Raw genomic sequence first — 23,442 nt, 5'->3', positions numbered from 1 at the left:
CACCGGACAACTCTCCGACACCTGCTCCGGCACCCCACAACAACCCCACGACTTCCTCACCACCTTCAACAAAACAACCACCACCACACCCGGCAGCGCCACGCTGCCCTCCGGGGCGCTCGTGCCGAGCTCCGCGGAACCGTCCGTCGAGCCGTCGATGTCACCCTCCACCGGGCCGAGTTCACGGACGACCACCGGGACCGGAGGCGGAACCGGCAAGACCATCACCAACGCCTTCACCACCGGCTACACCTGGTTCGACAACACCCCTCGCGGCAGCGCCCAGATCTCGCACCCTGTCATCCATGACGCGGCCGGTGGCACCGGTACCTGGGACGACCCGATCACCCTCGCCGTCGGACATGTCAGCGAAGGCGGGAAGGACACCCTCGACTACCCGGCGGGCACCCGGTTCTACTTCCCCAAGGTCCGGCGCTACTTCATCGTCGAGGACGCCTGCGGTGACGGGGGCAGCCCGCAGAACGGGCCGTGCCACAACCTCGACTCCGCTCCCGCGGGCGCCACGACCTGGCTGGACATGTACGCCGGTGGCGGCAGCGGGGACAGTGAGTCGGCGGCCGACGCGTGCCTGGGGAAGCTGACGGGTCTGACCACCGTGATCCAGGACCCGGCCGATGACCTGCCCGTGGTCAAGGGACCCCTGTTCTCGGGCAATTCGTGCACCGCCACCTACGAGAACTGAGGACCCGTCAGGCCTGCTCGCCCGGCGGGGCGTTCCAGTCCCGCCAGGCGCGTACCAGGTTCCGGGCCGCCTCCCGGTCCGGGCCGGGGGCAGCCGAGGGCTCGTCGGGCGTGAGTTCGCGCATCAGGATGACGCCGGGCGCACCAGGGTCGGGCTCCAGGACGCTGAACCGGGTGCCGGGAAGGAAGAGCACCCGGCCGGGGCTGAGCGGGTCGAGCAGGTCGGTGCGGCGGCCTGCCGTGGACCAGATGGCGAAGTCCGTGTCGCCGGGGGCGTCGGCGGGTCCTCCTGTCGACGCCTCGCAGGCCAGCGGGTCGGTGAGTGTGGGCCGTGCGGCGTACCACTGGCGCATCGGCTCGTCGAGGGTGGCGCGCAGGCCCGTCGGGCCGTGGTGGACGGGGAGCATGTGCAGGCCCCTGCGGAGCAGGGCGAGTTCCTCCGCTCCCCCGGCGGCGGTTCCCGAGAGGCGTCCGAGTACGGCGGCCAGGGCGGCGACGGCGTCGGCTTCGTTATCCTGGCCGGCGAGTTCGGGGTGGCGGCGCAGTACCTCGGCCGCGAGGGCGGTCAGTCCGGTGTGGGCGTGACCGCCGGGCGCCGGGGCGGGAGCGGACGGTGCGGCGGGAGTGCCGTAGGGGTGGGTGGGGCGGCAGACGCCGAGGCGGACGGCGCGGCGCAGGTCGGCCGGGAAGGAACGGGTCAACTCCTGTGCCAGGCGCCGCAGTCCGGGCAGCAGTTCGTCCGATCCGGCGTCGCACAGGACGCGTTCGCGGTCGGGTTCGGGGTCGGTGTCGCGCACCCGCGCGCCGTGGGCGGCGTAGGCCGCGTATGCGGCGTGCGTGGTGTGCGCCGCGTGCCCCGGGGGCCTGGCAGGTCGTATCCACAGGCCGCTGCGGACCACCTCGACGACCACGTCGTCCGTGATCCGGTGGACGCCGGGGGTGAGTTCGGACAGGTGGCCGAGCGGCCAGCGGTGGTCCGCCGCGTACGGCGTCGGGGGCGCCCCGGTCGCCGTGGCGGAGGGAGGCAGGTAGACGAACTCCCCTGCCCGCAGAGGCCGTCCGGGGGTGCCGTCGGGATTCGTGAGGAGGATGTCGTCGCCGTCGGTACCGGGGCGGGGCGGGCCGCCGAGGAGACGGACGGGTTCGCCGACCACCTGGGCGAGGACGTCACCGAAGTGCCGTCCACCGCTGAGGCGGGCGGAGCCGTGGCAGAAGAACCGCACCGCGGGCCGGAGTTGCGAGGGAAGGTCCTGCCAGAAGCGGGCGACGTCCGCCACCGGGACGGCCGGGGCGCCGGGGGCGCCGACCGCCACGGTGAGCCGGTCCGCGCGGACGCCGACGGCGCGCAGGAGCCGGTCGCGGTGGCCGTCCGGGTCGGGGAGACCGTCGGCCGGGCGCAGCCACACGCCGGCGGGGAGGGGTTCGGCGACGCTGCGGCCGAGCCGCCAGGGCCGGTCGGGGAGCGCCGGTTCCCAGACGGGCCGGGGAAAGGTGCGGGAGTCGGGCACGTCCGGGGCGCCGGGCGGGCAGCGCAGCCAGCCGGGTCCGTGGTCGGGGGCCGCGTAGAGGCCGCCCCCGGGGAGGGGCAGGAGGGGGCCGGCGGCTGTGACGACCGTGCGGTCCAGCCGTTCGGCGAGCCGTCGGGCGATGGCCACGGCGTCCCGCAGCGGCGGGCGGCCGAACACCAGCCGCAGCTCGCCGGTCCCGGCGGGGACGGCCCGGGCGAGTCGGTCGAGGGCGGTGTCGTCCGCGCCGTCGGGCAGGTCGGCCACGATCACGACGGCTTGGGGATCGGCGGCGAGTCCGGCGGTGAAGGCCAGGGCGCGCGCGTCGGCGGGGCCCGCCGGGGCGATCAGCCAGGCGTGGCCCGCGCGGTGGGCGGTGAAGCGGATACCGGACACGGTCGGCACGGCGGTCGGCACGGCGGTGGTCCCCCGCGGGACCTGCGGGACCTGCGGGGACAGCGGGAGCTGCGGGGGCAGCGGTGGTTTCACGGACTGCGGGGGCAGCACAGCGGAACCGCGGGTGTGGTGCGCGGGCGGCGCCGTGGCCGGTCCGCTCGTGCGGTGCGCGGGCGGCGCCGTCACATCGCTGTGCCGGTCGACCACAGCACCGTGCCGCCCTGCTCGATCACCATGTTGCCGTCGGAGCGCAGCACCAGCCGGGCGCCGTCGTGGCCGTCGGTGCGGGAGGACCAGACGGTACGGGAGTCCCCGGCGTACACGGCCAGGTTGCCGTCCGCCTGGAAGACGGCCTTCACACCGCCCTGTCCGACGGTGCCGGACCACCACAGGGGGGTGCCCTCCGTGTCGTAGAGGACGAGGTTGCCGTCGCCCTGGAAGGCGAGCACGACCCGGTTGGTGGACCAGCTCTGGCCCGGTTCGAGCACGCTCGTGCCGTAGATCGTGGTGCTCGTCCACTGCCGGCTCGGGGTGGGACTGGGTTCGGTGGTGGCGCGCGGGGTCGCGCTCCTGGTGGTCGTGGCGCGGGGTTCGGACACGACCGTGACCGGCCGGCCGGACTCGGCGGGCACGGTCGCGGCCACCGCGTCGATGCGGTCGTGACCGGCGTTCCCCGCGTCGCCGCCGCGTGGTGTGCCGGACGCCTTCGGGCGAGGTGAGGCGGTGCCGCCGTCGGAGGTGTCTGCGTACGGCGTGGCCTCCGGGTCGGCGTCCTCGGCACCGGCCTGGACCGACTGGGAGGGCGCGTCGTCGTTCAGGAAGTGCGGGGCCAGCAGGAACAGGGCGCTGAGGACGCCCGCGCCCGCCAGGATCGGCTTGGAGAGGCGCACACGGGAGCCGCGCTCGCCTGGAGTGTGCCGCTCCCGCCGCCCAGGCGTACGGGATTCTTCGGCGGAGGCCGCGCGCTCACCCGCCTCCCGTGCCGCACCCGCCTCCCGTGCCGCATCGACGCCCCGTGCCGCACCGGCACCCGCTACGGCTGTGCCTGTGGCCGCGGCCGCGGTGCCCGTGGCGCGGTGCGGTTCCGTGATGGCGGGGTCGGGCGTGGGGCCGGTCCCGGTGGCCGGTGTGGTGGCGGTGTCCTCCGGTGGCGGGAAGTCCCAGGGCAGTTCGCTCTCCCAGACCGCCTGTCCGCCCGGCGCCCCCGCGGACTCGGCGGAGCGGCCGCTGGGCGGCTCGGGGTGATTCATCTCCATGCCTTTCCCGGTGCAGTGGACAGGTGGCCGCGCGCAGGCCGACGCCTCCGCGGGCAGCCTAGGGAGGCCGGGCGCGGGAAGCGGACCGGGCCGTGCGGGCCTGCACGGACGCACATCGCTCGTACCCTTTCCGACACTTGACGAGCGGTCAGAGGATGCCCATGCGGATGGCGTAGGCGACGGCGTGGGTGCGGTTGCGCAGTTCGAGCCTTTTGATCACGGCCTGGATGACGCTCTTGATGAGACGCTCGGAGTAGCTGAGTTTGGTGGCGATCTCCACGGTGTCCATTCCCTCGGCGAGGAGTTGGAGGACGTCGACCTCGCGCTGGGAGAGTTCCACCGGCAGCAGCCCGGAGTGGCTCTCGGTGCGCTGCATGGTGCGCATCCGGTCGAGCAGCATGCTCATCAGCACCGGGGGCAGCACGGCCCGTCCCTGGTGGGCCTCGACGGCCGCGGCCAGGATCTGGCTGAAGCTGGTGTAGGGCCGCACGAGGAAGCTGACCAGCCCGTGGTTGACGGCGAGGGCGAGCTGTTGTTCGGAGATGTGGTCGGCGATGAGCACGACCCGGATGCGGCCGCCGGAGGCCAGGCTGGCGCGGCTCATCATGGACAGGGTCTTGCCGCTCACCGTGGCGGTCAGGACGATCAGGACGTCGGCATCGGCGACGTCCTCCGTGGGCAGCAGCCTGACCCTGCCGTCCGCTTCCAGGAAGCTGGCCGTCCCGTCGCGCGTGAGCAGGTCGTCGGCCTGTACGACGACCGCCGGGACCGGGCGCACTTCTTCTTTGTCAGCAGGCATGGGACTCCTTGTCGAGAGCGCGACCGCGCGCGGAACGGGCGCGCGTCCCGGACAGGCCCCGGTGGCCGGGCCCCTGGTTGCCCGGGCCCTGCCGATCGGGCCGTGAACCGCGCGCTCCCTCACTCGGCTCCGATCATCACAGCTCACCGGGTGCGGACTCACGGTCAGCCGTCTGACCATGCACTATCAAGCAGAACCAGTGCACTGACGAACAAGTTTCCCGTGCTCAGAGCGGCTTTCCCGCCCGAACAGCCGCCCCTTTCCGTTCTCCGGGTTCCTCCCACTCGCGCTGCTGGGCGTGTGCCTCGTCGCGGTATTCGGCGGCGCCGTCGCCGGTGAAGTTGTCGACGGCCTCCCGCAGCAGGGCGCGGGCCCGGCTCCTGTCCCCCAGTCCCCACAGGGCCCGGGCCTGGTTCATCAGGCTCAGCCCGTGCAGCATGGCGACGCCGGTCCTGGCCGCCACGGCGAGGGCCTGTTCGGAGGTCTCCCGCGCCTCCTGCCAGCGCCGCAGCGCCAGCAGGTTCCGGCAGACGCCGTTGAGCGCGTTGTGGAGCAGGTAGTCGGCGATGTGGGGCGGCGGGGCGGTGTGCCGGTCGGCGACCATGTCGGCGACGCGCCGCATCACGGCGAGGCTCTCCTCGTACTGTTCCAGGGCGCGGTGTCCCAACCCGACGGTGAGCAGGGCGGAGAGGGTGCCCTCGCGGTCCCCGGACGCGGCGAAGAGGTCGGCGGCACGATGTCCGTCGGAGATCATCTCCTCGTACGAGCCCAGGTGCCGTCGCGCGTAGCTCGCGTAGGTCAGGGCCCAGGCCAGCTGGGTGGAGTCCCCTGCGGTACGGGCGAGTTCGGCGGCCTCCAGGGCGAGGGAGAGGCCCTTCTCCGGCTGGTTCCGGCAGCGGTTGTAGGCCCACGAGAGGTAGTTGGTGTGGGTCGCCTCCAGCGCGGGTTCGCCGAGGCGCGCGGCGGACGCGCGGGCGAGGCCGTACACCGTGTGCCAGTGGCCCCAGTGGATCCAGCGGTCGGAGAACCAGTGCATGGCCTCGGCCACGTCCACGACGGTCCGGTGCTCCCCCGCCGTCGCGGCCTCGCCCAGCGCGGCCAGCCAGTTGGCGCTCTCGGCCTGCAACCACGCCTGTGCGGAGGGCAGATCGCTCACGCCGTCCCGTGTCGGCGGCGGTGTGACGAGTACGGGTTCGAACCACTGTCCCGCGGCCTGCGCGGTGCTCAGCAGCCAGGTGTTCATCGCCGCGCGGCTCCTCTCCACCTCCTGCGGGGTCTCCTCCTCAAGGAGCCGCCGGCGGGCGTACAGGCGCAGCAGGTCGTGGAAGCCCGCCCGGCCGTCGGGCGTCGCCTGGAGCAGACCCAGTTCGACGAGGTCGTCGGACAGGCCGTCGACCTCGTACGGGGGACGGGAGGTCAGTACGGCACCGAGGGCGGGTGAGAAGTCGGGGCCGGGCACGAGGGACAGGCGGCGGAACAGCAGCCGTGCGGCCGGGGTGAGTTGTGCGTAGGAAAGGGCGAAGGCCGGTTCGACGCGGAGGTCACCGGCGGTGAGGCGGTCCAGGCGGGAGTCCTCGGCGGCGAGCCGGTCGGCCAGGTCTGCGGCGGTCCAACCGGGTCGGCTGGCAAGCCGGTTGCCCGCGATCCGCAGGGCGAGCGGCAGACCTCCGCACAGGTGGGCGATACGGCTCATGGACGCCGTGTCGCAGCCGGCGGCCGTCGCTGTGGCCGTGTCCACGGACCTGCTCATGGACCTGTTCATAGCCATGTCCACGGCTATGTCCACGGCTATGTCCACAGCCTTGTCCGTGACCTTGTCCATGGCGGTGTCCGCGGCCATGTCCGCTGCCTTGTGTCCGGCTGGGCCCGGTGCTGGGAGGCGGGCCGCGGTGATGGTGGCGAGCAGGACGGTGGCGGTCTCGGGGGCCAGCGGGGCCAGCGTCAGCCAACGGGCGTGCTGGATACCGGTCATGGCCCGCCGACCGGTCACCCAGAAGGCGCACCGTCCCTCACCCGGCAGCAGCGGCCGTAACTGCGCCTCGTCCGCGGTGTTGTCCAGGATGACCAGGGCGGCCCGGTCCCTGACCAGACGGCGCAGGACCGCAATGCGTGCCTGAAGCTCGGGAGGTGTCTCGCGGTCCGGCAGACCGAGCGCGCGCAGCAGCCGGGCCAGTACGTCGTGAGGGTGTGGCGGATCGGGGTCCAGACCGCGCAGGTCGAGGTAGAACCGGCCGTCGGGGAACCGGTCCGCGTGATGATGAGCGGCCTGTACGACGAGGCTGGTCTTCCCCAATCCCGGGCCACCCCAGACGATGGCGGGCCAGGCGCCCTCCTCGGCGGCCGATCCCGGTGCGAGCCAGGCCAGTTCCTCGTGCCGCCCGGCGAAGTCGGGCAGCCGCGGCGGCAGTTCACACTCCGCGCGGGCCGCCTCGACGTTCTTCTGACACTGCCGCCGCCCGTCGCGGGCCGCCGCGAGCAGTCGGACGGTGTCGTCGGAGCACAGCCCCAGGGCGTCGGACAGCGCGCGCACCGTCCGGGCCTGGGGGCCGCGGCTGTGGCCGCGTTCCATGTCACCGATCGCCCGGTCGCTGACCCCGGACACCTCGGCGAGTTCCTCGATCGTCATGCCCGCCGCGTGCCTGAATGCGCGCAGCAGTGGACCCAGCGTTTGCGACGGCGGGGCGACCACGCTCGTACGTTCCCTCTCACGATCCTGTCCGGTGCGGGCAGACGCTCGCGTGGTGACCCCCGTCCGGAAGCGCCCGCCTGCCGGACACTTTCGCACAGTGATGATCAAGTAAAGACACAGTGAGATGAGTTCGCGGTTTCGGTTGGGTGAGGTAATGCGCTGCGGGAGGGGCGGCGGGAGGCAGGAAGAAGCCCAGTTCTTCCTGTTGATCTTCCTGGTCAGCCGCCCCGGCACGGGTTGGGATGGGGGTGGCAGGCCGGACCGGCCACGGTGGGGCGTGCCGTTCCCGGCAGCAGTCTCATTGGAGTCACCTTGCCCGTCGTACCGTCGACCGCCGCGGCCCCCGTCCCCGGCCGCGGTCGCCGGGTCGGCCCCCTGCACATCGTCCCGCTCCCGGCCGCCCCCGGCACCGGCACCGGCACCGGCACCGGCACCGGCCGTCGTATCACCCGTCGTATCGCCCGTGGCGGAGGCCGGCCGTACCTCGTCCTGCTGGCGGTCCAGCACGGGGGTGAGGCGCGGGTCGCCCAGGACGGCCGGGCCACGCTCGTGCGCCCCGGTGAGTTCGCGGTGTGCGACGCGCGGCGGTCGTACACGATCGAGCTGTCCCGCCACTGCGAGGCGACGGTGTTCGGGCTGCCGCGCGCCGTGCTGTCCCTGCCGGACGGCGAGTTGGCGACGCCGACCGCCGCCGTGCCCACACCCGGCGCTCCCGAGTCCGCGGCCGTGATGGCCTACCTGCGGTTCCTTGAACAGCACGCCGTCGACTTCGCGGCGGACGCCGGACCCCGGCTGGCCGCACGCCTGGGGGCGCTCGTCGCGGCGGCGGTACGGAAGCGGCCGGAGCCGTCCTCCCCCGCGACCGGCGGCCCGCCCCACCAGCCCCGGACGCGGGCCACACTGGCACGGATCAAGTGCTACGCCGTCCGGCACCTGTCCGACCCGGCGCTCTCCCCCAAGTCCCTTGCGACCGCCCACCACATCTCGGTCCGCTACCTGCACAGACTCTTCGAGCCGGACGGCGTCACGGTGAGCCGCTGGATCCTGCGCCAACGGCTGGAGAGATGCCGCCAGGACCTGGGAGGCGCCACACCTGACGTGACCGTGTCCGCTGTCGCCCACCGGTGGGGATTCACCGACCAGGCACATTTCAGCAGGGTGTTCCGCTCGGCTTTCGGCATGTCACCCCGGGAGTGGCGAAAGGCCGCGCCGACGATCCAGGCCCAGGAAGAGCCACAGCACACCCGACTCCCCCTCCCCCAGGCGTCTTTACCCGGCGAGACACGACACCATCGCCCGCCGGACGCCTCGGGCCACGGTAGCGCCCGCTGTACGACAGAGGAGGTGGAGGCGGCGGCGAGGGAATCGGCCGAGGACCTGTCCGGCACTGGCGGGGTACCCGGAGCCAGGATCGCCCCGCGTACGCCGACTACGGTGCCGTCGGTGCAGACGCCCGCGAGGGTGCTCCCCTCTCACACACACGCCAGCCGCGCGGTGAGCCTTCGTCACGTATGGATCGCTACGGCGTCAAGGAAGCGGATCTCCAGGGCCAGTAAGGAAATTGAGCGGCCCCCTCGGATCGACGCGAGCCCCGGTCACGCCCAGAGCGAAGGCACCAAGAAGGCTGCACTCGCCTCGGCGAGCGTCTTCCCGGCGGAATGGCTCCACTCGAAGATTCGACAAGAGGCGAACCCGGGTACCGCACCCACCGCCCCGCTGAACCCGTGGACCTGGACCTGGACCTGGACCTGACATAGCCGCAGGACACTCCGGGCGCTCCGGGCGCTCCGGGCGGGGCAGACTGCCCGCATGCAACTCCCCGCGGAAGCCGCTGCCGCCACCAAGCTGATCGAGGTCGTCAGGATCTCCGCTCTCCCGGCCCGACGAGGCCTTCCCTACCCCGGCACGGCGGTCGCCCACTGGACCGGGAGCGAAGCCACCGACGCCCTGACCCTGATCGGAGACCTGCCCGCCGGTGAACAGCACCGCTGCGGCTTCTCGCCCGGCTGGAGCGTCCGAGCCTACGAGGACTCTCTCGAACAGGTGCTGTTCGAGGCGGCGTTCTGCTTCAGCTGCCACGAGATCCGCATGCACGGACCCGCCGTACCACCCGCGCTGGCCACCCAGCACTTCCACGCCGACTCCGCACAGGCCCAGTCCCTCCTGACCCTCTTCCGCACGGCGACCCTCTGGACGAGCAGGGGCGATGTGCCGGTGGTCGCCGCCCATCCGTGGGGCGACCACGCAGGCGGACGGCGCGTCGTGTTGCCCTTCGGCCAGGCCGGCTGACCCTTTCCCACAACAGAGCATGAGGTCTGTTGAAGAGCCATGTGCGAATTAGTCGGACATGGGAATCTGGGTGAGGGGAAGTTCACGCGCGGCTGTCGCCGCGGCGGCTGGGGGGAGCGCACGGTGACTCGTGCTGTCGGGATCGACCTGGGTACGGCGCATTCTGTGGTGAGCGTTCTCGAAGGCGGCGAGCCGACCGTCATCACCAATGCGGAGGGGGACAGGTCCACTCCCTCCGTCGTCGCCTTCACGAAGAACGGTCAAGTGCTGGTCGGCGAGCCGGCCAGGCGGCAGGCGGTGGCCAACGCGGACCGCACCGTCTGTTCGGTCAAGCGCCATATGGGCTCCGGCTGGAAGGTGCGCGTCGACGGTGCGGACTTCACGCCACAGCAGATCAGCGCGCTCATCCTGCAGAAGCTGAAGCGGGACGCCGAGTCGTACCTGGGCGAGCAGGTCACGGATGCGGTGATCACCGTCCCGGCGTACTTCGGCCAGGCCGAGCGGCAGGCCACGAAGGAGGCCGGACAGATCGCGGGGCTCGATGTCCTGCGCATCATCAGCGAGCCGACCTCCGCCGCTCTCGCCTACGGCTTGGACAGGGACGACGAGACAACCATGGTCATCCACTTCGGCGGCGGCACCTTCGACGTGTCGCTGCTGGAGATCGGCGACGGCGTGGTGGAGGTGAAGGCCACAAGCGGCGACAACGAACTCGGCGGTGACGACTGGGACCAGCGCATCGTCGATCATCTGGTCAAGCGATTCGCCGACGACCACGGCGTCGGTCTCGGCGGGGACAGGACAGCGCTTCGGCGCCTGCGCGAGGCCGCGCAGAGGGCGAAGGTCGAGCTCTCCTCGACCACCGAGACCACGATCGAGCTGCCCTACATCGCCGCCTCCGCCACGGGTCCGCTGCACCTGCGCGAGAGGCTCACCCGGGACGGGTTCCAGCAGCTCACCGCCGATTTACTGGAGCGCTGCAAGGCGCCGTTCCACAACGTCATCCAGGATGCCGGGATACCGCTCACGGAGATCAACCACGTCATCCTCGTCGGAGGCTCGACACGCATGCCCGCGGTCATCGAGCTGGTCGATGAACTGACCGGCGGCAAGGAGCGCCGGCGCGTCCGTTCGGACGACCCGGTCGCCGTCGGTGCAGCCCTCCAGGCCGGCATTCTCAAGGGCGAGGTCAGGGACACCCTGTTGCTCGACGTCACCCCGCTGTCTCTAGGCATCGAGACCAAGGGGGGCATCATGAACAGGGTCATCGAACGCAACACCACGATCGCGACCAGGCGCTCCGAGATCTTCACGACGGCACGGGACGACCAGACGGAGCTGGAGGTCAAGGTCTTCGAGGGTGAGCACAGGCTCACGGCTCACAACAAGAAGATCGCCACGCTCAAACTGACCGGCCTGCCTCCCGCGAAGGCCGGCGAACCGCAGGTCGAGGTCACCTTCGACATCGACTTCGACGGCATCATGAACGTCTCCGCCAAGGAGTTGCGCACCGGCAAGGAGCAACGCGTAACGGTCACGGGTGAGTCCGCCCTGCCCAAGGCCGACCTTGAGCGCATGGTGCGTGAGGCCGCACGGTACGCGGAGCAGGAACGCCGGCGCCGTACAACCGCCGACACGCGCGACCGGGCACATCGACTCGTCCACACCATCGAGAGGTCTCTTCAGGACCACGCGGACACGGCGCCGGACGACATCAGGGCCAAGGCCGAGGCCGCGCTCGACGAGCTCAGGAAATCCTTGAAGAACGGGGACGACACGGCCGTCCACGAGGCCACCGAGAGGGCCGCCGTCACCGCGCAGGAGCTCCACCGTTGAGACACCATTGAGGTCGTGCGGGCGGATCGTGGAACGCCCCGAGCACCCTTCACCACCGACATCCCGCTCTTACGAGCCCGACCGACGTACAGGTCACCCGAAACCTCTGCGTCTACCCGCTGACCCCCTTGTACGACCGGGCAGGAGACGCCGGCCCGGCCGCCAGTTGGCACTGCACATCGCCCGCTCGGCGGGGTCGAATCCGGTATCTCTGCTTCAAACGTGCTCCTGAACCGCGGCCACAGGGTGAATGGGAACCCTTCCGCCACGGAGCAGGAGCACTTTGCGGCTCTCCAGGTACTCAGCGGCCGTGGTTGTGCATGACGTGCTTGGTGCGGGAGTAGTCGTCCAGTGCGTAGATCGACAGGTCGCGTCCGTAGCCGGAGCCCTTGAAGCCGCCCCAGGGAACCTCGCTGGCCAGTACGAGGTGGGAGTTGACCCAGACCGTGCCGAAGTCGAGACGGGCGGCGATGTCGTGGCTGCGGCGGGCGCTCTCGGTCCATACGGATGCCGAGAGGCCGAACGGGACGTCGTTGGCACGGCGTACGGCTTCGTCCTCGTCGGTGAAGGTCTCGACCGTGATCACCGGGCCGAAGATCTCCTCGCGGGCGGCCTCGGCGCCTTCGGGGACGTCGACCAGGACGGTCGGTGCGACGAAGTAGCCGGCCCCGTCGAGTGCCCCGCCTCCGGTCGCCACGCGCACCCCCTCCTCCTTCGCCCGCTCCAGGTAGCCGGTGACCCGCTCGAAGTGGGCTCGGGAGACCATCGGGCCGACCTCGATGTCCTCGCCGGCCTGCGGTTCTCCGACGGCCAACCCCTCGACCTCCGCGACGAGTTGTCCGACGAACGCGTCGGCGACCGACTCGTGGACGAGGACGCGGCAAGCCGCTCCGCACTCCTGCCCCGAGTTCCAGAAACCGGCGACGCGCAACGCCGACGCGGCGGCGGCGAGGTCGGCGTCCTGGAAAACCACCACCGGTGCCTTGCCGCCGAGTTCGAGGTGGACGCGCTTGAGGCTGTCGGCGGCGGCCCTGGCAACCGCGCGGCCGCTGTTGACCGAGCCGGTCAGGGCGATCATGTCGACGTCGGGGTGCTCCGCGAGGCGGGCGCCGACGGTCGCGCCGTAGCCGTTCACCACGTTGAGCACGCCGGCGGGCAGCAGGTCGGCGACGATTTCGGCGAACTTCAGGGTGGTCAGTGGGGTCTGCTCGGACGGCTTGAGGACGACGGTGTTGCCCGCGGCGAGGATCGGGGCGATCTTCCAGACCGCCATGAGCAGCGGGTAGTTCCACGGGGTGACCACACCGATCACGCCGAGCGGTTCCCGCAGGATGACCGACAGGTGGTTCTCGGCGTAGTCGCCGGCGGCCAGGGACGTGCTCGCGCGCACCGCTCCCGCCATGAAGCGGAAGGTGTCGACGGCCTGGCCGACGTCGTCCGCCGACACCGCCAGCGGTTTGCCGGTGTTCGCCGACTCCAGCCTGCTCAGGAGGTCGGTGTTCTCGGCGAGTCGGTCCGCGATGGCGTGCAGCAGCTCGGAGCGTTCCTTCGGGACGGACCGGCCCCATCCGGCCTTGGCCGCCACCGCGGCGGCGACGGCTCGGTCGACGTCCTCGGCATCTCCTTCGGGAATCCGGGCGATGACGGCCTCGGAGCACGGGTCGACGACGTCGATGACGTTGTCGGCCGATCCTTCGACGAAGTTCCCGTCGACGAAGTGCCGGGCCGGAGGAAGATCGGCCTCCGTGACGAGGGGCTGTGCGCCGACCGCGCGGCGCACGCCGGCCGTCGTGGGGGTCGCGGCAGTGGTCATGATCGGTGACTCCTTGGAGCGTGGTCGGGTGTGTCCTGGACACCGAGGTCCTGGGCTGACGTACGACACGGCGTGACCGTCACCGCTGCCGTCGCTGCGCTGTCGGCTCGTTGGCCGGGGTCGCCGGCGGTGTCGTGGTCGCCGGTGCGGGTGCCGGAGTTCTTCTCCGGCACCCGCACGGTCGTCAGCTCGCCGTGTTCGGCTCGGGCAGCGCCTGGACGAGGGCGGTGATCCGGGCGGCCGTGTCGGCGTCGAGCCCGAGAAGCGGCTCCCGGGGCTCGCCGACGGGAATGCCGACCGCGTTCACGCCCACCTTGACCGCTTGGATGAACGGAGCGGACATGATCGCGTCCATCAGCGGGTAGATCCGCTCCCACTCGGCTCGGGCGCGTGCGAGGTCGCCGTCGCGCAACGCGCGGTGGACGGAGACCAGGTGGGCCGGCATGACGTTCGCGGTCCCGGCCATCACTCCGGCGGCACCCTCGGAGACCGCCTGGAGCAGGAGGCTGTCCCAGCCCACGAAGGTGGAGATGACGTCGCCGTGACGGTGGATCAGTTGCCCGGCCTGGGCCAGGTCGCCGCTGGTGTCCTTGATGTACTGGATGTTGTCGACCTCGCGGGCGAGCTTGCCGACGGTCTCCGGGGAGAGGTTGACCCCCGTGGGTCCGGGCAGGTTGTAGAGCATGATGGGGATGTCCACGGCGTCGGCGACGCTGCGCAGGTAGTGCGAGGTCTCGTCGAGGGTGAGCGGCTCGTAGTAGGGGGCGACCACCATCAGCACCGAGGCTCCGGCGGCCTCCGCGTGACGGGACAGTTCGATGGCTTCCCTGGCGCTCATCGCGCCGGTCTGCGCGATGACCGGTACCCGTCCGGCCGTCTGGTCGATGACGGTCTCGACGATCAGGCGCCGCTCCGCAGCGCTCATCGAGGCGAACTCCCCGGTGGAGCCGCAGGCGACGACGCCGTCGACCCCGCCGTCGATGCTGTGGTCGACCAGGCGGCGCAGGATCTTCTCGTCGATCCGGCCGTCCGGCGCGAAGGGGGTGGCGAGTGCGGTCAGGACACCGCCGAGCTGTGCCGACATTGTGGGATCTCCTATGGTTCCGGTGAGACTGTGGGGGCGGTGGAGCGGGGTGGTCGGGCGGGGCGAGGGCTGCTACGAGGCGCTGCGCAGCGACGCGTGGGTGCGTGCGGCGGTCTGCCGGTCGGTCGCCAGCAGACTGCGGACCTCGTGGGCGGCGGACAGGCCGGTCTGGATCGCGGTCTCGGTGTAGAGGGTGCCGAGGTAGTCGCCGGCCAGGAACACCCGGCCGCTGCGGCGGGTCAGTGTCTGCTGGAGCCGGCCGCGGCCGGGGAAGCAGTACGGCGCGCCCGTGGGCCAGCGCTGGACCTCTGCCTCCACGACGTTGTCGGCGAAGCCGGGCAGCACCTGGTCCAGGTCGTCGAGGTAGATGCGGCGGATCTTGTCGTCGTCGTGCTCCAGCAGCTCACGTGCCAGGCTTCCCGGCGAGAAGGTCATGATGCTGCTGCCGGGCCGGCGCTCCGGCGCGTAGCCGTGGACGACGTTCGACATGTTCAGGGCGACGTTGAAGGAGCGCTTCGGCGTGGCGATGCCGTAGGCGTCGTCCCAGACCTGGCGGCCGGTCTCGTTGCTGAGGAACGCCGCGCTGACGTAGGGGCCGTAGACGATCTTCGAGAGTGCTTCGCGGATGTCGCTCTCGATGTCGACCGCGATGCGGTGGCTGACGGTAGCGGGCGTGGCCAGGACCACGTATCGCGCCTCGACCTCCCGCTCGATGCCGTCCTGCCGGTAGCGCACGACGACCGAGCCGTTCTTCTGGACGATCTCGTCGACGGTCGCGTTCAGGCGCACGCGGTCCGACAGCGAGGCGGCGATGGACTCGGTGAGGGTGGACGGGCCACCGAGGATGCTCTGCGAGAGTCCGCCGCCGATGCCCCACACCAGGCTGAAGTAGCCGACACCGGCTCCCGCCGAGAGCTGGTCCATGTCGGCGGAGGAGCGGGTCACGGTCGGCTTGAACAACGCCTCGGCGTCCTCGGGCAGGTCTCCGATGAAGTCCTTGAAGGAGCGGTCGTTCATGAAGTCGTAGATCCGCTGCTGGTGCTGTGCCGCGGTCTCGCCCCGCCGCCGCTGCACGATCCGGGCGTAGCGCGCCACGCGCAGCGCGACCTTGGCGCCCGCCTTGACCATGCCGACCCGGGACTCCATGGACATCGGGATGCGGAACGGGTAGGTCTCCACCCGGCCCTTGAGCAGCAGCTTGCCGTTCATCGCCAGTCCGGCCAGCGAACCGGGCACGGGAGCCGACTCGACGCCGGTGTTGTCCAGCAGCCAGGCGGTCGCGGAGTTGCCGCCGGCGTAGACGTGTCCGCCCCAGTTCATCCAGTGCGGTCCTCGGCGTTCCGAGCGGATGCGGCCGCCGATGCGCCCCTCCGACTCCAGCAGGAGCGTGTCCCAGTGGCGCAGCCGCCAGCCGGCGGCCAGTCCCGCGATGCCGCCTCCGACGATCACAACGTCTTTCATGGGTAACCTCCTGCGCGGGTGCGGGTGACGATTTCGGCTGCTCGGCGAGCTGTGCCGGGGGGGAAGGGTGAGGGGAAGGATGGGGCGACTGGTGGCGTCCGGGCTCCCGTCGGGTGGGAGCCCGTCGCGGCGGTGGGGTCAGACGGCGGCGGGGCGGCCGACGGGTTCCGGCGTGGGTGACAGCGCGGCGGCCTCGTGCAGGGCCATGCCGCGCGTCTCGGGCGCCCACAGGACGGAGACGACAGCGCCGACACCGTTGATGACGGCGGCCGCGATCATGGTGTAGCCGATGCCCCAGCCGGTCAGTGCCATCGGAACGAGGTAGGTGCCCACGGCGGCGCCGATGCGGCTCGCGGACGAGGCCAGCCCGACGGCCGAGCCGCGCACCTCGGTCGGGAACAGCTCGTTGGGGTAGACCCACTGCAGGATCTGGGTGCCGCCGATGATGACCGCGTACAGCGCGAACAGGACCATGATCACGGCCGCGGGGGCGCCGGGGAAGATCCCGAGCAGCAGCAGCGCCAGGCCCGACCAGACGAAGCTGTGGATGACCAGGGGGCGCCGGCCCATGCGGTTCACGAAGAACAGGGCGATGACACAGCCGATGAGGAACATGACGGTGATCAGGGCCGAGCCCACGTTGGCCAGGGCCCCTTCCAGGTGGAGCGCGCCGAGGATCTTCGGGCCGAAGGCGTATACGGCGAAGAGCGGCACGATGGAACAGGTCCAGAAGACGGAGATGTAGAGCATCCGTCCGCCGTAGCCGGAGCGCAGGATGGCCTTGAGGTCGACGTTCTCGCGCGCCTCCTCCTCGGACAGGTCGGCGATCGAGGCGTCCGGGCCGTAGACCTGCCGGAGGACTGCCTCCGCCTCCTGGACGCGGCCCTTGTTCGCCAGCCAGCGCGGGGACTCGGGTGTGCCCAGGCGCAGCAGCACGATGACCGAGGCGGGCAGGGCGGCGCTGGCGAGCATCCAGCGCCAGCCGTCGTCGCCCGTCTTCAGCAGCAGTTCACCGACGATGTAGGCCGTCGCGGCACCCACGAACCACATGACGACCAGGCCGCCCAGGAGCGGGCCCCGGTAGCGGCGGGGGGTGAACTCGGCCAGCAGCGAGGTGGCGATGGGGTAGTCGGCGCCGACGGCCATGCCGATCAGCAGCCTGAGGACGAACAGCCACACCGGGTCGTGGGCCCAGAACTGGGCGACGGAACAGACGATGATGGCGACGAGGTCGATGGTGTAGAGGACCTGACGGCCGAACTTGTCCGTGAGGTACCCGCCGGCAAAGGCGCCGAAGAGGATACCGAGGAGCGTGGACGCGCCGATCAGTCCCTGGGCGGAGTCGGACAGGTGCAGCTGCGGCGTGATCTGCACCATGGCGACGCCGATGATGCTCAGGACGTAGCCGTCGAGGAAGGGACCCCCGGAGGAGTACAGCGCCAGTTTCTTGTGGAAGCGCGACAGAGGCGCGTCGTCCACTCTGTTCCCTGCGTTTTCGTTCATCACAGCCTCCGGGAGCGGTACCCGGACCCTCTCTTCGAGGATAGGTCCGGGCCAGGTCGGGGTTGATGTCGTGGCATGAGTGCCGGGCTGCCGGTTGCCGCCGCGGCTTTGGCGGGCCGGGTACGGAACCTGCGGTTCCGGTGGTGCGAGTGCTGCCCGGCGAGAGTCTCGGCCCGGGCCCGCCAGAGGCGAACTCACGGTTTCCTGGGGACGCCGGCGACGTGGCCGCCGGATGGCAACGAAGTATGTGAAGCCGGGGAGCGGCCAACAATGCCCCCGTCGTCGCGGCGGGTTCCAAAAGCCCCCCGAGTCAGAAGTTCGGCTACGATTACGGTCATGGTCGGCCGTCCCCGCGACGCCGTGGTCCTCACCGAGGACGAACGGGTCGCCCTGCTCCAGTGGACGCGCAGTCGCACCTGCTCACAGGCCCGGGTACTGCGCGCGCAGATCGTCCTGGCCTGCGCGGAGGAGCCCACCAACAGCGACGTGGCCAGGCGCCTCGGCGTCTCCCGTGACATGGTCGGCAAGTGGCGCGCCCGCTTCCTCGCCGAGCGCCTGGCCGGGCTGGACGAACAGTCTCGTCCCGGCCGGCCCCCCACGGCCGACGACGACACCGTCGCCCACGTTCTCGTCCGCACCCTGACCCCGCCCCCGAACGGCGGGAAACAGGCCTGGTCGACCCGTTCCATGGCGGCCGAGACCGGCCTGAGCCAGAGCACCGTGAACCGCATCTGGCGCGCCTACCACGTCCAGCGGGAGGACCGTGCCGCCGTCACACCATGCCGGGCCTGGTCCCTGCCGGACCACGCCGAGGAGGCCGTCGGTCTGCTCGTCGCCCCGCCCCTGTGTGTGCTCGCGGTGACGGCCCGCTCGGGGCGGAGCCGGTCCGCGGACACCTCCGCGGCTCCCCTCGCGGACCGGCTGTTCGGGCAGGACCGGGAGGCCTCTCACGTACTGGCCGTGGCCTCCGCCTTCGCGTCCCTCAGGGGCCGGCAGCACGGCGCCGAAGGGTCGGACCACTGCGCGCTGGACGCGTTCATGGAACAGGTGCGGCCCGCCGCGGTGGGCGGAGCCCGGGTCCACCTCCTGGCGTACGGCGTGAGCGCCCAGGCGTGCGCGGACCTGGACCGATCAGGTGCGTCCCTGTCCTCGCGGCCGCGCTGGCACCACGCGCCCAGCCCCGAGGAGTGGACCGCCGAGGCCCGGCGGCTGCTCGCCGCCCGGGCCCGGCTCCCCCACGGGGTCACACCCGGCCTGCCCCGGCTGCGGGACGCGCTGCTGACCTGGTCGAGCACATGGACCCCTACCGCAGCCGCCTTCACCCGCATCGCCGCTCCGCGTCCGTCGTACGACAGTCCGGCCATCTGCGGGCCTGACAGTGACTCGAACGCCCAAGATGTGCGCGCCCCCGACCCGCGCGCCCCGGGAATCGCGGTGCGGATCACATCCTCCGACGTCCCGCCCGGTGCCCCGCTCACGGCGGATCCGGTCGTCGGTCTGCTGCGTGAGTCCCTCCTCACCGGGGGCCACCGGCCGGGGGACCGCGTCCGGGAGGCTCCGCTCGCTCTCCGCCTCGGCCTGTCACGCCGGAGGATCCGCGCGGGCCTGCACGCTCTGGCCGAGGAGGGCATGCTCGACCTGCTGCCCGGCGGAGCGACCGCGGTGCCCGCCGTCACGGCGAAGGACGTGCTCGATCTCTACGCACTGCGCGCGAGCCTCGGCGCGCTGCTCATGCGCCGCATCGCCATGCTGGGCCGGGACAACCTCGCCCCGGCCTCGGCGGCACTGGCGGAGGTCCGGGCTGCCGCCCGGGACAACGACCATCTCCGCATCCGCGAGGACGACTTGAGGTACCAGGACGCCCTCGCCCGGATCGCGGATCTGCCGCAGGCCGCGACGACCTTCGAACGCCTCACGGCCCGGCTGCGGATGTTCGTCACGGTCCTGGACATGAACTACAGCCAGGCCTGCGACACCATCGCCGACGAGGACACGGCCGTCCACGACGCGCTGTGCGACGCCGACGGGAACGAGGCGGCCCGCCTGTGGCGGGTCAAGATCGAGCGCTGCGTCCGCTACATGATCGCCCAGCTCCCCGAGGACGACATCGCTCCGCATCTGTGGGCCAGCCTGGCGGGCAGGCCGCGCATGCGCCCGGAGGACTCACGGGGCGCGGCACACTGACGCGCGGGACGCGTGCCGCCGGCAGGTCCGTGCCCTGGACCGGCGCAGGCCCCTGCCGCGGACGGGCCGGGCGTCAGATGACGCTGCGGATCGTGGCCGGCCAGGCCCGGCAGCAGCCCTTCGAGGCCGGCGCGGTCGTCCTCGCCGGCACGTCGGGCCGCGATGCCCGCCGCGAGGGGTTCGAGCCGCTTGCGGACTTCCGAGATGTGTCCGAGGCCGGCGATCTGCACCTCGGTGGCGAAGGTTCCGCGCGGGGGGTGGGCGACGATGAGCCGCTCGTGTTCCAGCCGCTTGAGGGCTTCCCTGACGGGCGTGCGCCCGAAGCCGAGTTCGGCGGCGATCCGCTCGTCGTTGACGGGCTCGCCGGGGCGGATCCGGAGGGTCACCAGACGGTCGGAGATGGAGCGATAGGCCTGGTCGGCCAGCGTTCCATCGCCCTCGTGGCCCAGGAGGCCGCTCAGTGATGCACCCGCGCGGCAACCCTCTCACCAAGCCCGGTGACGTCCTGCCCGACCACCCCGAGTTCCTGTGGCGCAACCCCGACCCCAAGCCGTCGTACGCGGAGGCCTCGTCCTTGCGCCGACCTCGTCGTGCGGCCCAGGCGCATTCCCGTCGGCCGCGGAGCTGTCCGGCAACTGCTCACCGACGCCGGCCCCGCCCTCGTCGGCATCGGGCCTGTCACCGGCGGCCGACGCACCCGCATCGCCTCCCCGAAAGCCGTGAGCGGGGCTCATCGACCCCTCGGTCCGAAGCACCCCCGGTGTCATCGTCTCCGTCGCCGGTGACGCCGCCCACGCCCTCCCCGCGATCGGCGCCGAGTACGCACCTGCCGACGGTAACTGGTACAGCGCATACGACGATTCCGATGATTCCGACGATGCGGTGATGCGGTGATGCGGTCACTGCGCGGGATCGCCGTTCGAGCGTTCGAGCGTGCTGACAACAGCCCTCATTCGGGTGAAGGCGCCTGCTGTCCGACAGCCGTCGGCGGGGACGGCCGGCAGGAAGCGGAGGTATGGAGGCCGGGGAAACGGGCGGGCCGGCGGCGTCTTCCCGCCCGTCGCCGGTTTCACACCTGGTCACCCGCGTGTCTCGGCTCACCATCCGAATGATGGACGTGACCCTCCGTACTCGCCACCGTCCCCGTAGGCTGGCCGGTGCAGCTGGTTCGCCCCGTCCGCCAGGCGGGATGCGTCGTAAGAGGGAACCCGGTGGGAATCCGGGACTGCCCCGCAGCGGTGAGCGGGAACGACCGCCGTCATACGCACTGGACCCGACGTACGGGGTCTGGGAAGCGACGGCCAGTAGGTGTCCTCCTGACGAAGGAGGGCGTGCCCGTGAGTCCGAAGACCTGCCACCTGCCCGTGTGCGGACGACTCCGCGCGCGGACATCCCGGTGACCTCGTGGGCGGGTCGGCGTACATACCGAGCGGGCGGCCATGGGCTGTCTCCGCCCGGTTCCGTCACCCTTCGCGCTCTCGTCCCGTCGCCGGGATCTCAGGGAATCGTCTCGCGAAGGAGATCTCCGTGACCACCAAGTCCGCAGCCGCGGCAGTCCGGGCCACCGTGTACGGCTACCCCCGCCAGGGACCGGACCGGGAACTGAAGAAGGCGATCGAGAACTACTGGAAGGGCCGCGTCAGCGCAGACGCCCTCCGGACCACGGCAGCCGAACTGCGCGCGGCCAACTGGCGCCGACTCGCCGACGCCGGCATCCACGAGGTCCCGACCGGCGACTTCTCGTACTACGACCACGTCCTGGACACCACCGTCATGGTCGGCGCGATCCCCGAGCGGCACCGGGACGCCGTCGGCGCCGACGCCCTCGACGGCTACTTCGCCATGGCCCGCGGCACGCAGGACGTCGCGCCGCTGGAGATGACCAAGTGGTTCGACACCAACTACCACTACCTGGTCCCCGAACTCGGCCCGGACACGGTGTTCACCGCCGACACGGCCAAGCAGGTCGCCGAGCTGACGCAAGCCCTCGCTCTGGGCCTCACGGCCAGGCCCGTGCTGGTCGGTCCGGTCACCTACCTCCTGCTCGCCAAGCCCGCACCCGGTGTGCCCGCCGACTTCGAACCGCTCACCCTCCTCGACCGGCTGCTCCCGGTCTACGCCGAGGTTCTCGCCGACCTGCGCGCGGCCGGCGCCGACTGGGTGCAGCTCGACGAACCCGCCCTGGTCCAGGACCGCACCCGGGCCGAACTCAACGCCGCCGCCCGCGCCTACCGGGACCTCGGCGCGCTCACCGACCGGCCCAAGCTGCTGGTCGCCTCCTACTTCGACCGGCTCGGCGAGGCCCTGCCCGTCCTCGCCCAGGCCCCGGTGGAGGGGCTGGCCCTGGACTTCACCGAGGCCGCCGCCGCCAACCTGGACGGCCTCGCGGCCGTCGGCGGACTGCCCGGCAAGCGGCTGGTCGCCGGTGTCGTCGACGGCCGCAACATCTGGGTGAACGACCTGGAGAAGTCCCTGTCCACCCTCGGCACACTGCTGGGCCTGGCGGACCGGGTCGACGTCGCCGCCTCCTGCTCCCTGCTGCACGTCCCGCTCGACGCCGCCCTCGAACGGGACATCGAGCCGCAGATCCTGCGCTGGCTCGCCTTCGCGCAGCAGAAGACCGCCGAGATCGTCACCCTCGCGAAGGGACTCGCCCGGGGCACCGACACCATCGCGGCCGAACTCGCCGCCAACCGCGCCGATCTGGCCTCCCGGGCCGGTTCGCCGATCACCCACGATCCCGCCGTCCGGGCCCGGACCCGAGCGGTCACCGAGGCCGACGCCCGCCGCTCGCAGCCCTACGACCAACGCGCCCGCGCCCAACGGGCCCGCCTCGGGCTGCCGTTGCTGCCGACCACAACCATCGGCTCCTTCCCACAGACCGGCGAACTGCGCACCGCCCGCGCCGACCTGCGTGCCGGACGCATCGACACGGCCGGGTACGAGGAGCGGATCAAGACGGAGATCGGCGAGGTGATCGCCTTCCAGGAGAAGACCGGCCTCGACGTCCTGGTGCACGGCGAGCCCGAACGCAACGACATGGTCCAGTACTTCGCCGAACAGCTCACCGGCTACCTGGCCACCCAGCACGGCTGGGTCCAGTCCTACGGCACCCGCTACGTGCGCCCGCCGGTCCTGGCCGGCGACATCTCCCGGCCCGAACCGATGACCGTGCGCTGGACGTCGTACGCCCAGTCCCTCACCGACCGCCCGGTCAAGGGCATGCTCACCGGCCCGGTCACCATGCTCGCCTGGTCGTTCGTCCGAGACGACCAGCCCCTCGCCGACACCGCCCGCCAGGTCGCCCTCGCCCTGCGCGACGAGGTCAACGACCTGGAGGCGGCCGGGACTTCGGTGATCCAGGTCGATGAACCCGCGCTGCGCGAGACCCTGCCGTTGCGGGCCGCCGACCACCCCGCCTACCTCGCGTGGGCGACCGAGGCGTTCCGGCTCACCACCGCCGGGGTACGGCCGGACACCCAGATCCACACCCACATGTGCTACGCCGAGTTCGGCGACATCGTGCAGGCCATCGACGATCTCGACGCCGATGTCATCAGCCTGGAAGCCGCCCGCTCCCACATGCAGGTCGCCCGCGAACTCGCCGCCCACGGCTACCCGCGCGAGGCAGGCCCAGGCGTCTACGACATCCACTCGCCGCGTGTCCCGGGCACCGCGGAAGCGGCCGAGCTGCTGCGGACCGGGCTGAAGGCGATCCCCGCCGAGCGGCTGTGGGTCAACCCCGACTGCGGGCTGAAGACCCGCGGCTGGCCCGAGACCCGCGCCGCCCTGGAGAACCTCGTCACCGCCGCCCGTACGGTCCGTGCGGAGTTGCCCGCCTCCTGACCACAAACCCCGCCTGTCCGGGAGGACGCGTCCGCCGCGTTCCCCCGGCCCGGCCCGGCCCCGGAGAAAGCATCAGCCC

The 23,442-nt window shown here is 71.6% G+C and carries 14 protein-coding genes, 1 pseudogene and 1 riboswitch; of the genes and pseudogenes, 6 read left to right on the top strand and 9 right to left on the bottom strand.

The window, feature by feature from the left end; genetic code table 11:
- Positions 1–703, top strand: a pseudogene (locus ACZ619_RS28375) (hypothetical protein); the annotation flags it as partial.
- Between the two features lie 7 nt (positions 704–710).
- Here the strand turns inward: ACZ619_RS28375 and ACZ619_RS28370 are convergent.
- The 4 genes from ACZ619_RS28370 to ACZ619_RS28355 form a co-directional block, all read right to left on the bottom strand.
- Complete coding sequence (locus tag ACZ619_RS28370) at positions 711–2,810, bottom strand: DNA polymerase III subunit gamma/tau domain-containing protein (protein WP_469604585.1); 2,100 nt, start codon at positions 2,808–2,810, stop codon at positions 711–713.
- The gene (locus ACZ619_RS28365) at positions 2,786–3,859 is read right to left on the bottom strand and encodes a hypothetical protein (RefSeq protein WP_469604583.1); all 1,074 of its coding nucleotides are present in this window, start codon (positions 3,857–3,859) and stop codon (positions 2,786–2,788) included. The genes ACZ619_RS28370 and ACZ619_RS28365 overlap by 25 nt, the downstream gene beginning before the upstream one ends.
- A gap of 148 nt (positions 3,860–4,007) precedes the next feature.
- Entirely contained in the window at positions 4,008–4,658 is a 651-nt protein-coding gene (locus ACZ619_RS28360; protein ID WP_469604581.1) for a response regulator transcription factor, read from the bottom strand.
- A 226-nt stretch (positions 4,659–4,884) separates the two neighbouring features.
- Positions 4,885–7,347: a helix-turn-helix domain-containing protein gene (locus ACZ619_RS28355; RefSeq protein ID WP_469604579.1), complete on the bottom strand. Its 2,463-nt coding sequence runs from the start codon at positions 7,345–7,347 to the stop codon at positions 4,885–4,887.
- A 312-nt stretch (positions 7,348–7,659) separates the two neighbouring features.
- Here ACZ619_RS28355 and ACZ619_RS28350 point away from each other — a divergent pair, with 312 nt between their 5' ends.
- From ACZ619_RS28350 to dnaK, 3 genes are all read left to right on the top strand, one after another.
- Positions 7,660–9,099 (top strand): helix-turn-helix domain-containing protein, encoded by a 1,440-nt coding sequence (locus tag ACZ619_RS28350; RefSeq protein ID WP_469604576.1) that lies wholly within the window; start codon positions 7,660–7,662, stop codon positions 9,097–9,099.
- 57 nt (positions 9,100–9,156) lie between these two features.
- Complete coding sequence (locus ACZ619_RS28345) at positions 9,157–9,636, top strand: hypothetical protein (RefSeq protein WP_469604573.1); 480 nt, start codon at positions 9,157–9,159, stop codon at positions 9,634–9,636.
- A gap of 123 nt (positions 9,637–9,759) precedes the next feature.
- Positions 9,760–11,472: a molecular chaperone DnaK gene (gene dnaK, locus ACZ619_RS28340; RefSeq protein WP_469604570.1), complete on the top strand. Its 1,713-nt coding sequence runs from the start codon at positions 9,760–9,762 to the stop codon at positions 11,470–11,472.
- A 301-nt stretch (positions 11,473–11,773) separates the two neighbouring features.
- Here the strand turns inward: dnaK and ACZ619_RS28335 are convergent, their stop codons facing one another.
- The 4 genes from ACZ619_RS28335 to ACZ619_RS28320 all read right to left on the bottom strand — a co-directional run bounded on the left by ACZ619_RS28335 (position 11,774) and on the right by ACZ619_RS28320 (position 17,309).
- Positions 11,774–13,285 carry an aminobutyraldehyde dehydrogenase gene (locus ACZ619_RS28335; RefSeq protein ID WP_469604567.1) on the bottom strand — a complete coding sequence of 504 codons (1,512 nt, stop codon included), beginning with the start codon at positions 13,283–13,285 and terminating at the stop codon, positions 11,774–11,776.
- Positions 13,286–13,469: 184 nt separating this feature from the next.
- Positions 13,470–14,369 carry a 4-hydroxy-tetrahydrodipicolinate synthase gene (gene dapA / locus ACZ619_RS28330; protein ID WP_469604565.1) on the bottom strand — a complete coding sequence of 300 codons (900 nt, stop codon included), beginning with the start codon at positions 14,367–14,369 and terminating at the stop codon, positions 13,470–13,472.
- A gap of 72 nt (positions 14,370–14,441) precedes the next feature.
- On the bottom strand, positions 14,442–15,830 hold the full coding sequence (locus ACZ619_RS28325) for an NAD(P)/FAD-dependent oxidoreductase (RefSeq protein WP_469604563.1): 1,389 nt from the start codon (positions 15,828–15,830) through the stop codon (positions 14,442–14,444).
- Between the two features lie 138 nt (positions 15,831–15,968).
- On the bottom strand, positions 15,969–17,309 hold the full coding sequence (locus tag ACZ619_RS28320; RefSeq protein ID WP_469604561.1) for an MFS transporter: 1,341 nt from the start codon (positions 17,307–17,309) through the stop codon (positions 15,969–15,971).
- Positions 17,310–17,669: 360 nt separating this feature from the next.
- Between ACZ619_RS28320 and ACZ619_RS28315 the strand changes: the two genes are divergently transcribed.
- On the top strand, positions 17,670–19,517 hold the full coding sequence (locus tag ACZ619_RS28315) for a helix-turn-helix domain-containing protein (protein WP_469604558.1): 1,848 nt from the start codon (positions 17,670–17,672) through the stop codon (positions 19,515–19,517).
- Here ACZ619_RS28315 and ACZ619_RS28310 read toward each other — a convergent pair.
- Positions 19,409–19,903, bottom strand: coding sequence for a GntR family transcriptional regulator (locus tag ACZ619_RS28310; RefSeq protein WP_469604555.1), 495 nt, complete (start codon positions 19,901–19,903; stop codon positions 19,409–19,411). The two genes, ACZ619_RS28315 and ACZ619_RS28310, sit on opposite strands and share 109 nt — an antisense overlap.
- A 761-nt stretch (positions 19,904–20,664) precedes the next feature.
- A riboswitch (cobalamin riboswitch) is annotated at positions 20,665–20,890 on the top strand.
- Between the two features lie 154 nt (positions 20,891–21,044).
- Between ACZ619_RS28310 and metE the strand changes: the two genes are divergently transcribed.
- Positions 21,045–23,363, top strand: a complete 2,319-nt coding sequence (gene metE, locus ACZ619_RS28305) for a 5-methyltetrahydropteroyltriglutamate--homocysteine S-methyltransferase (protein WP_469604553.1) — start codon at positions 21,045–21,047, stop codon at positions 23,361–23,363.
- Positions 23,364–23,442 lie beyond the last annotated feature (79 nt).

The sequence above is a fragment of the Streptomyces sp. NPDC104367 genome, assembly GCF_055583825.1.
This window is presented reverse-complemented; position numbering and strand designations above follow the sequence as displayed.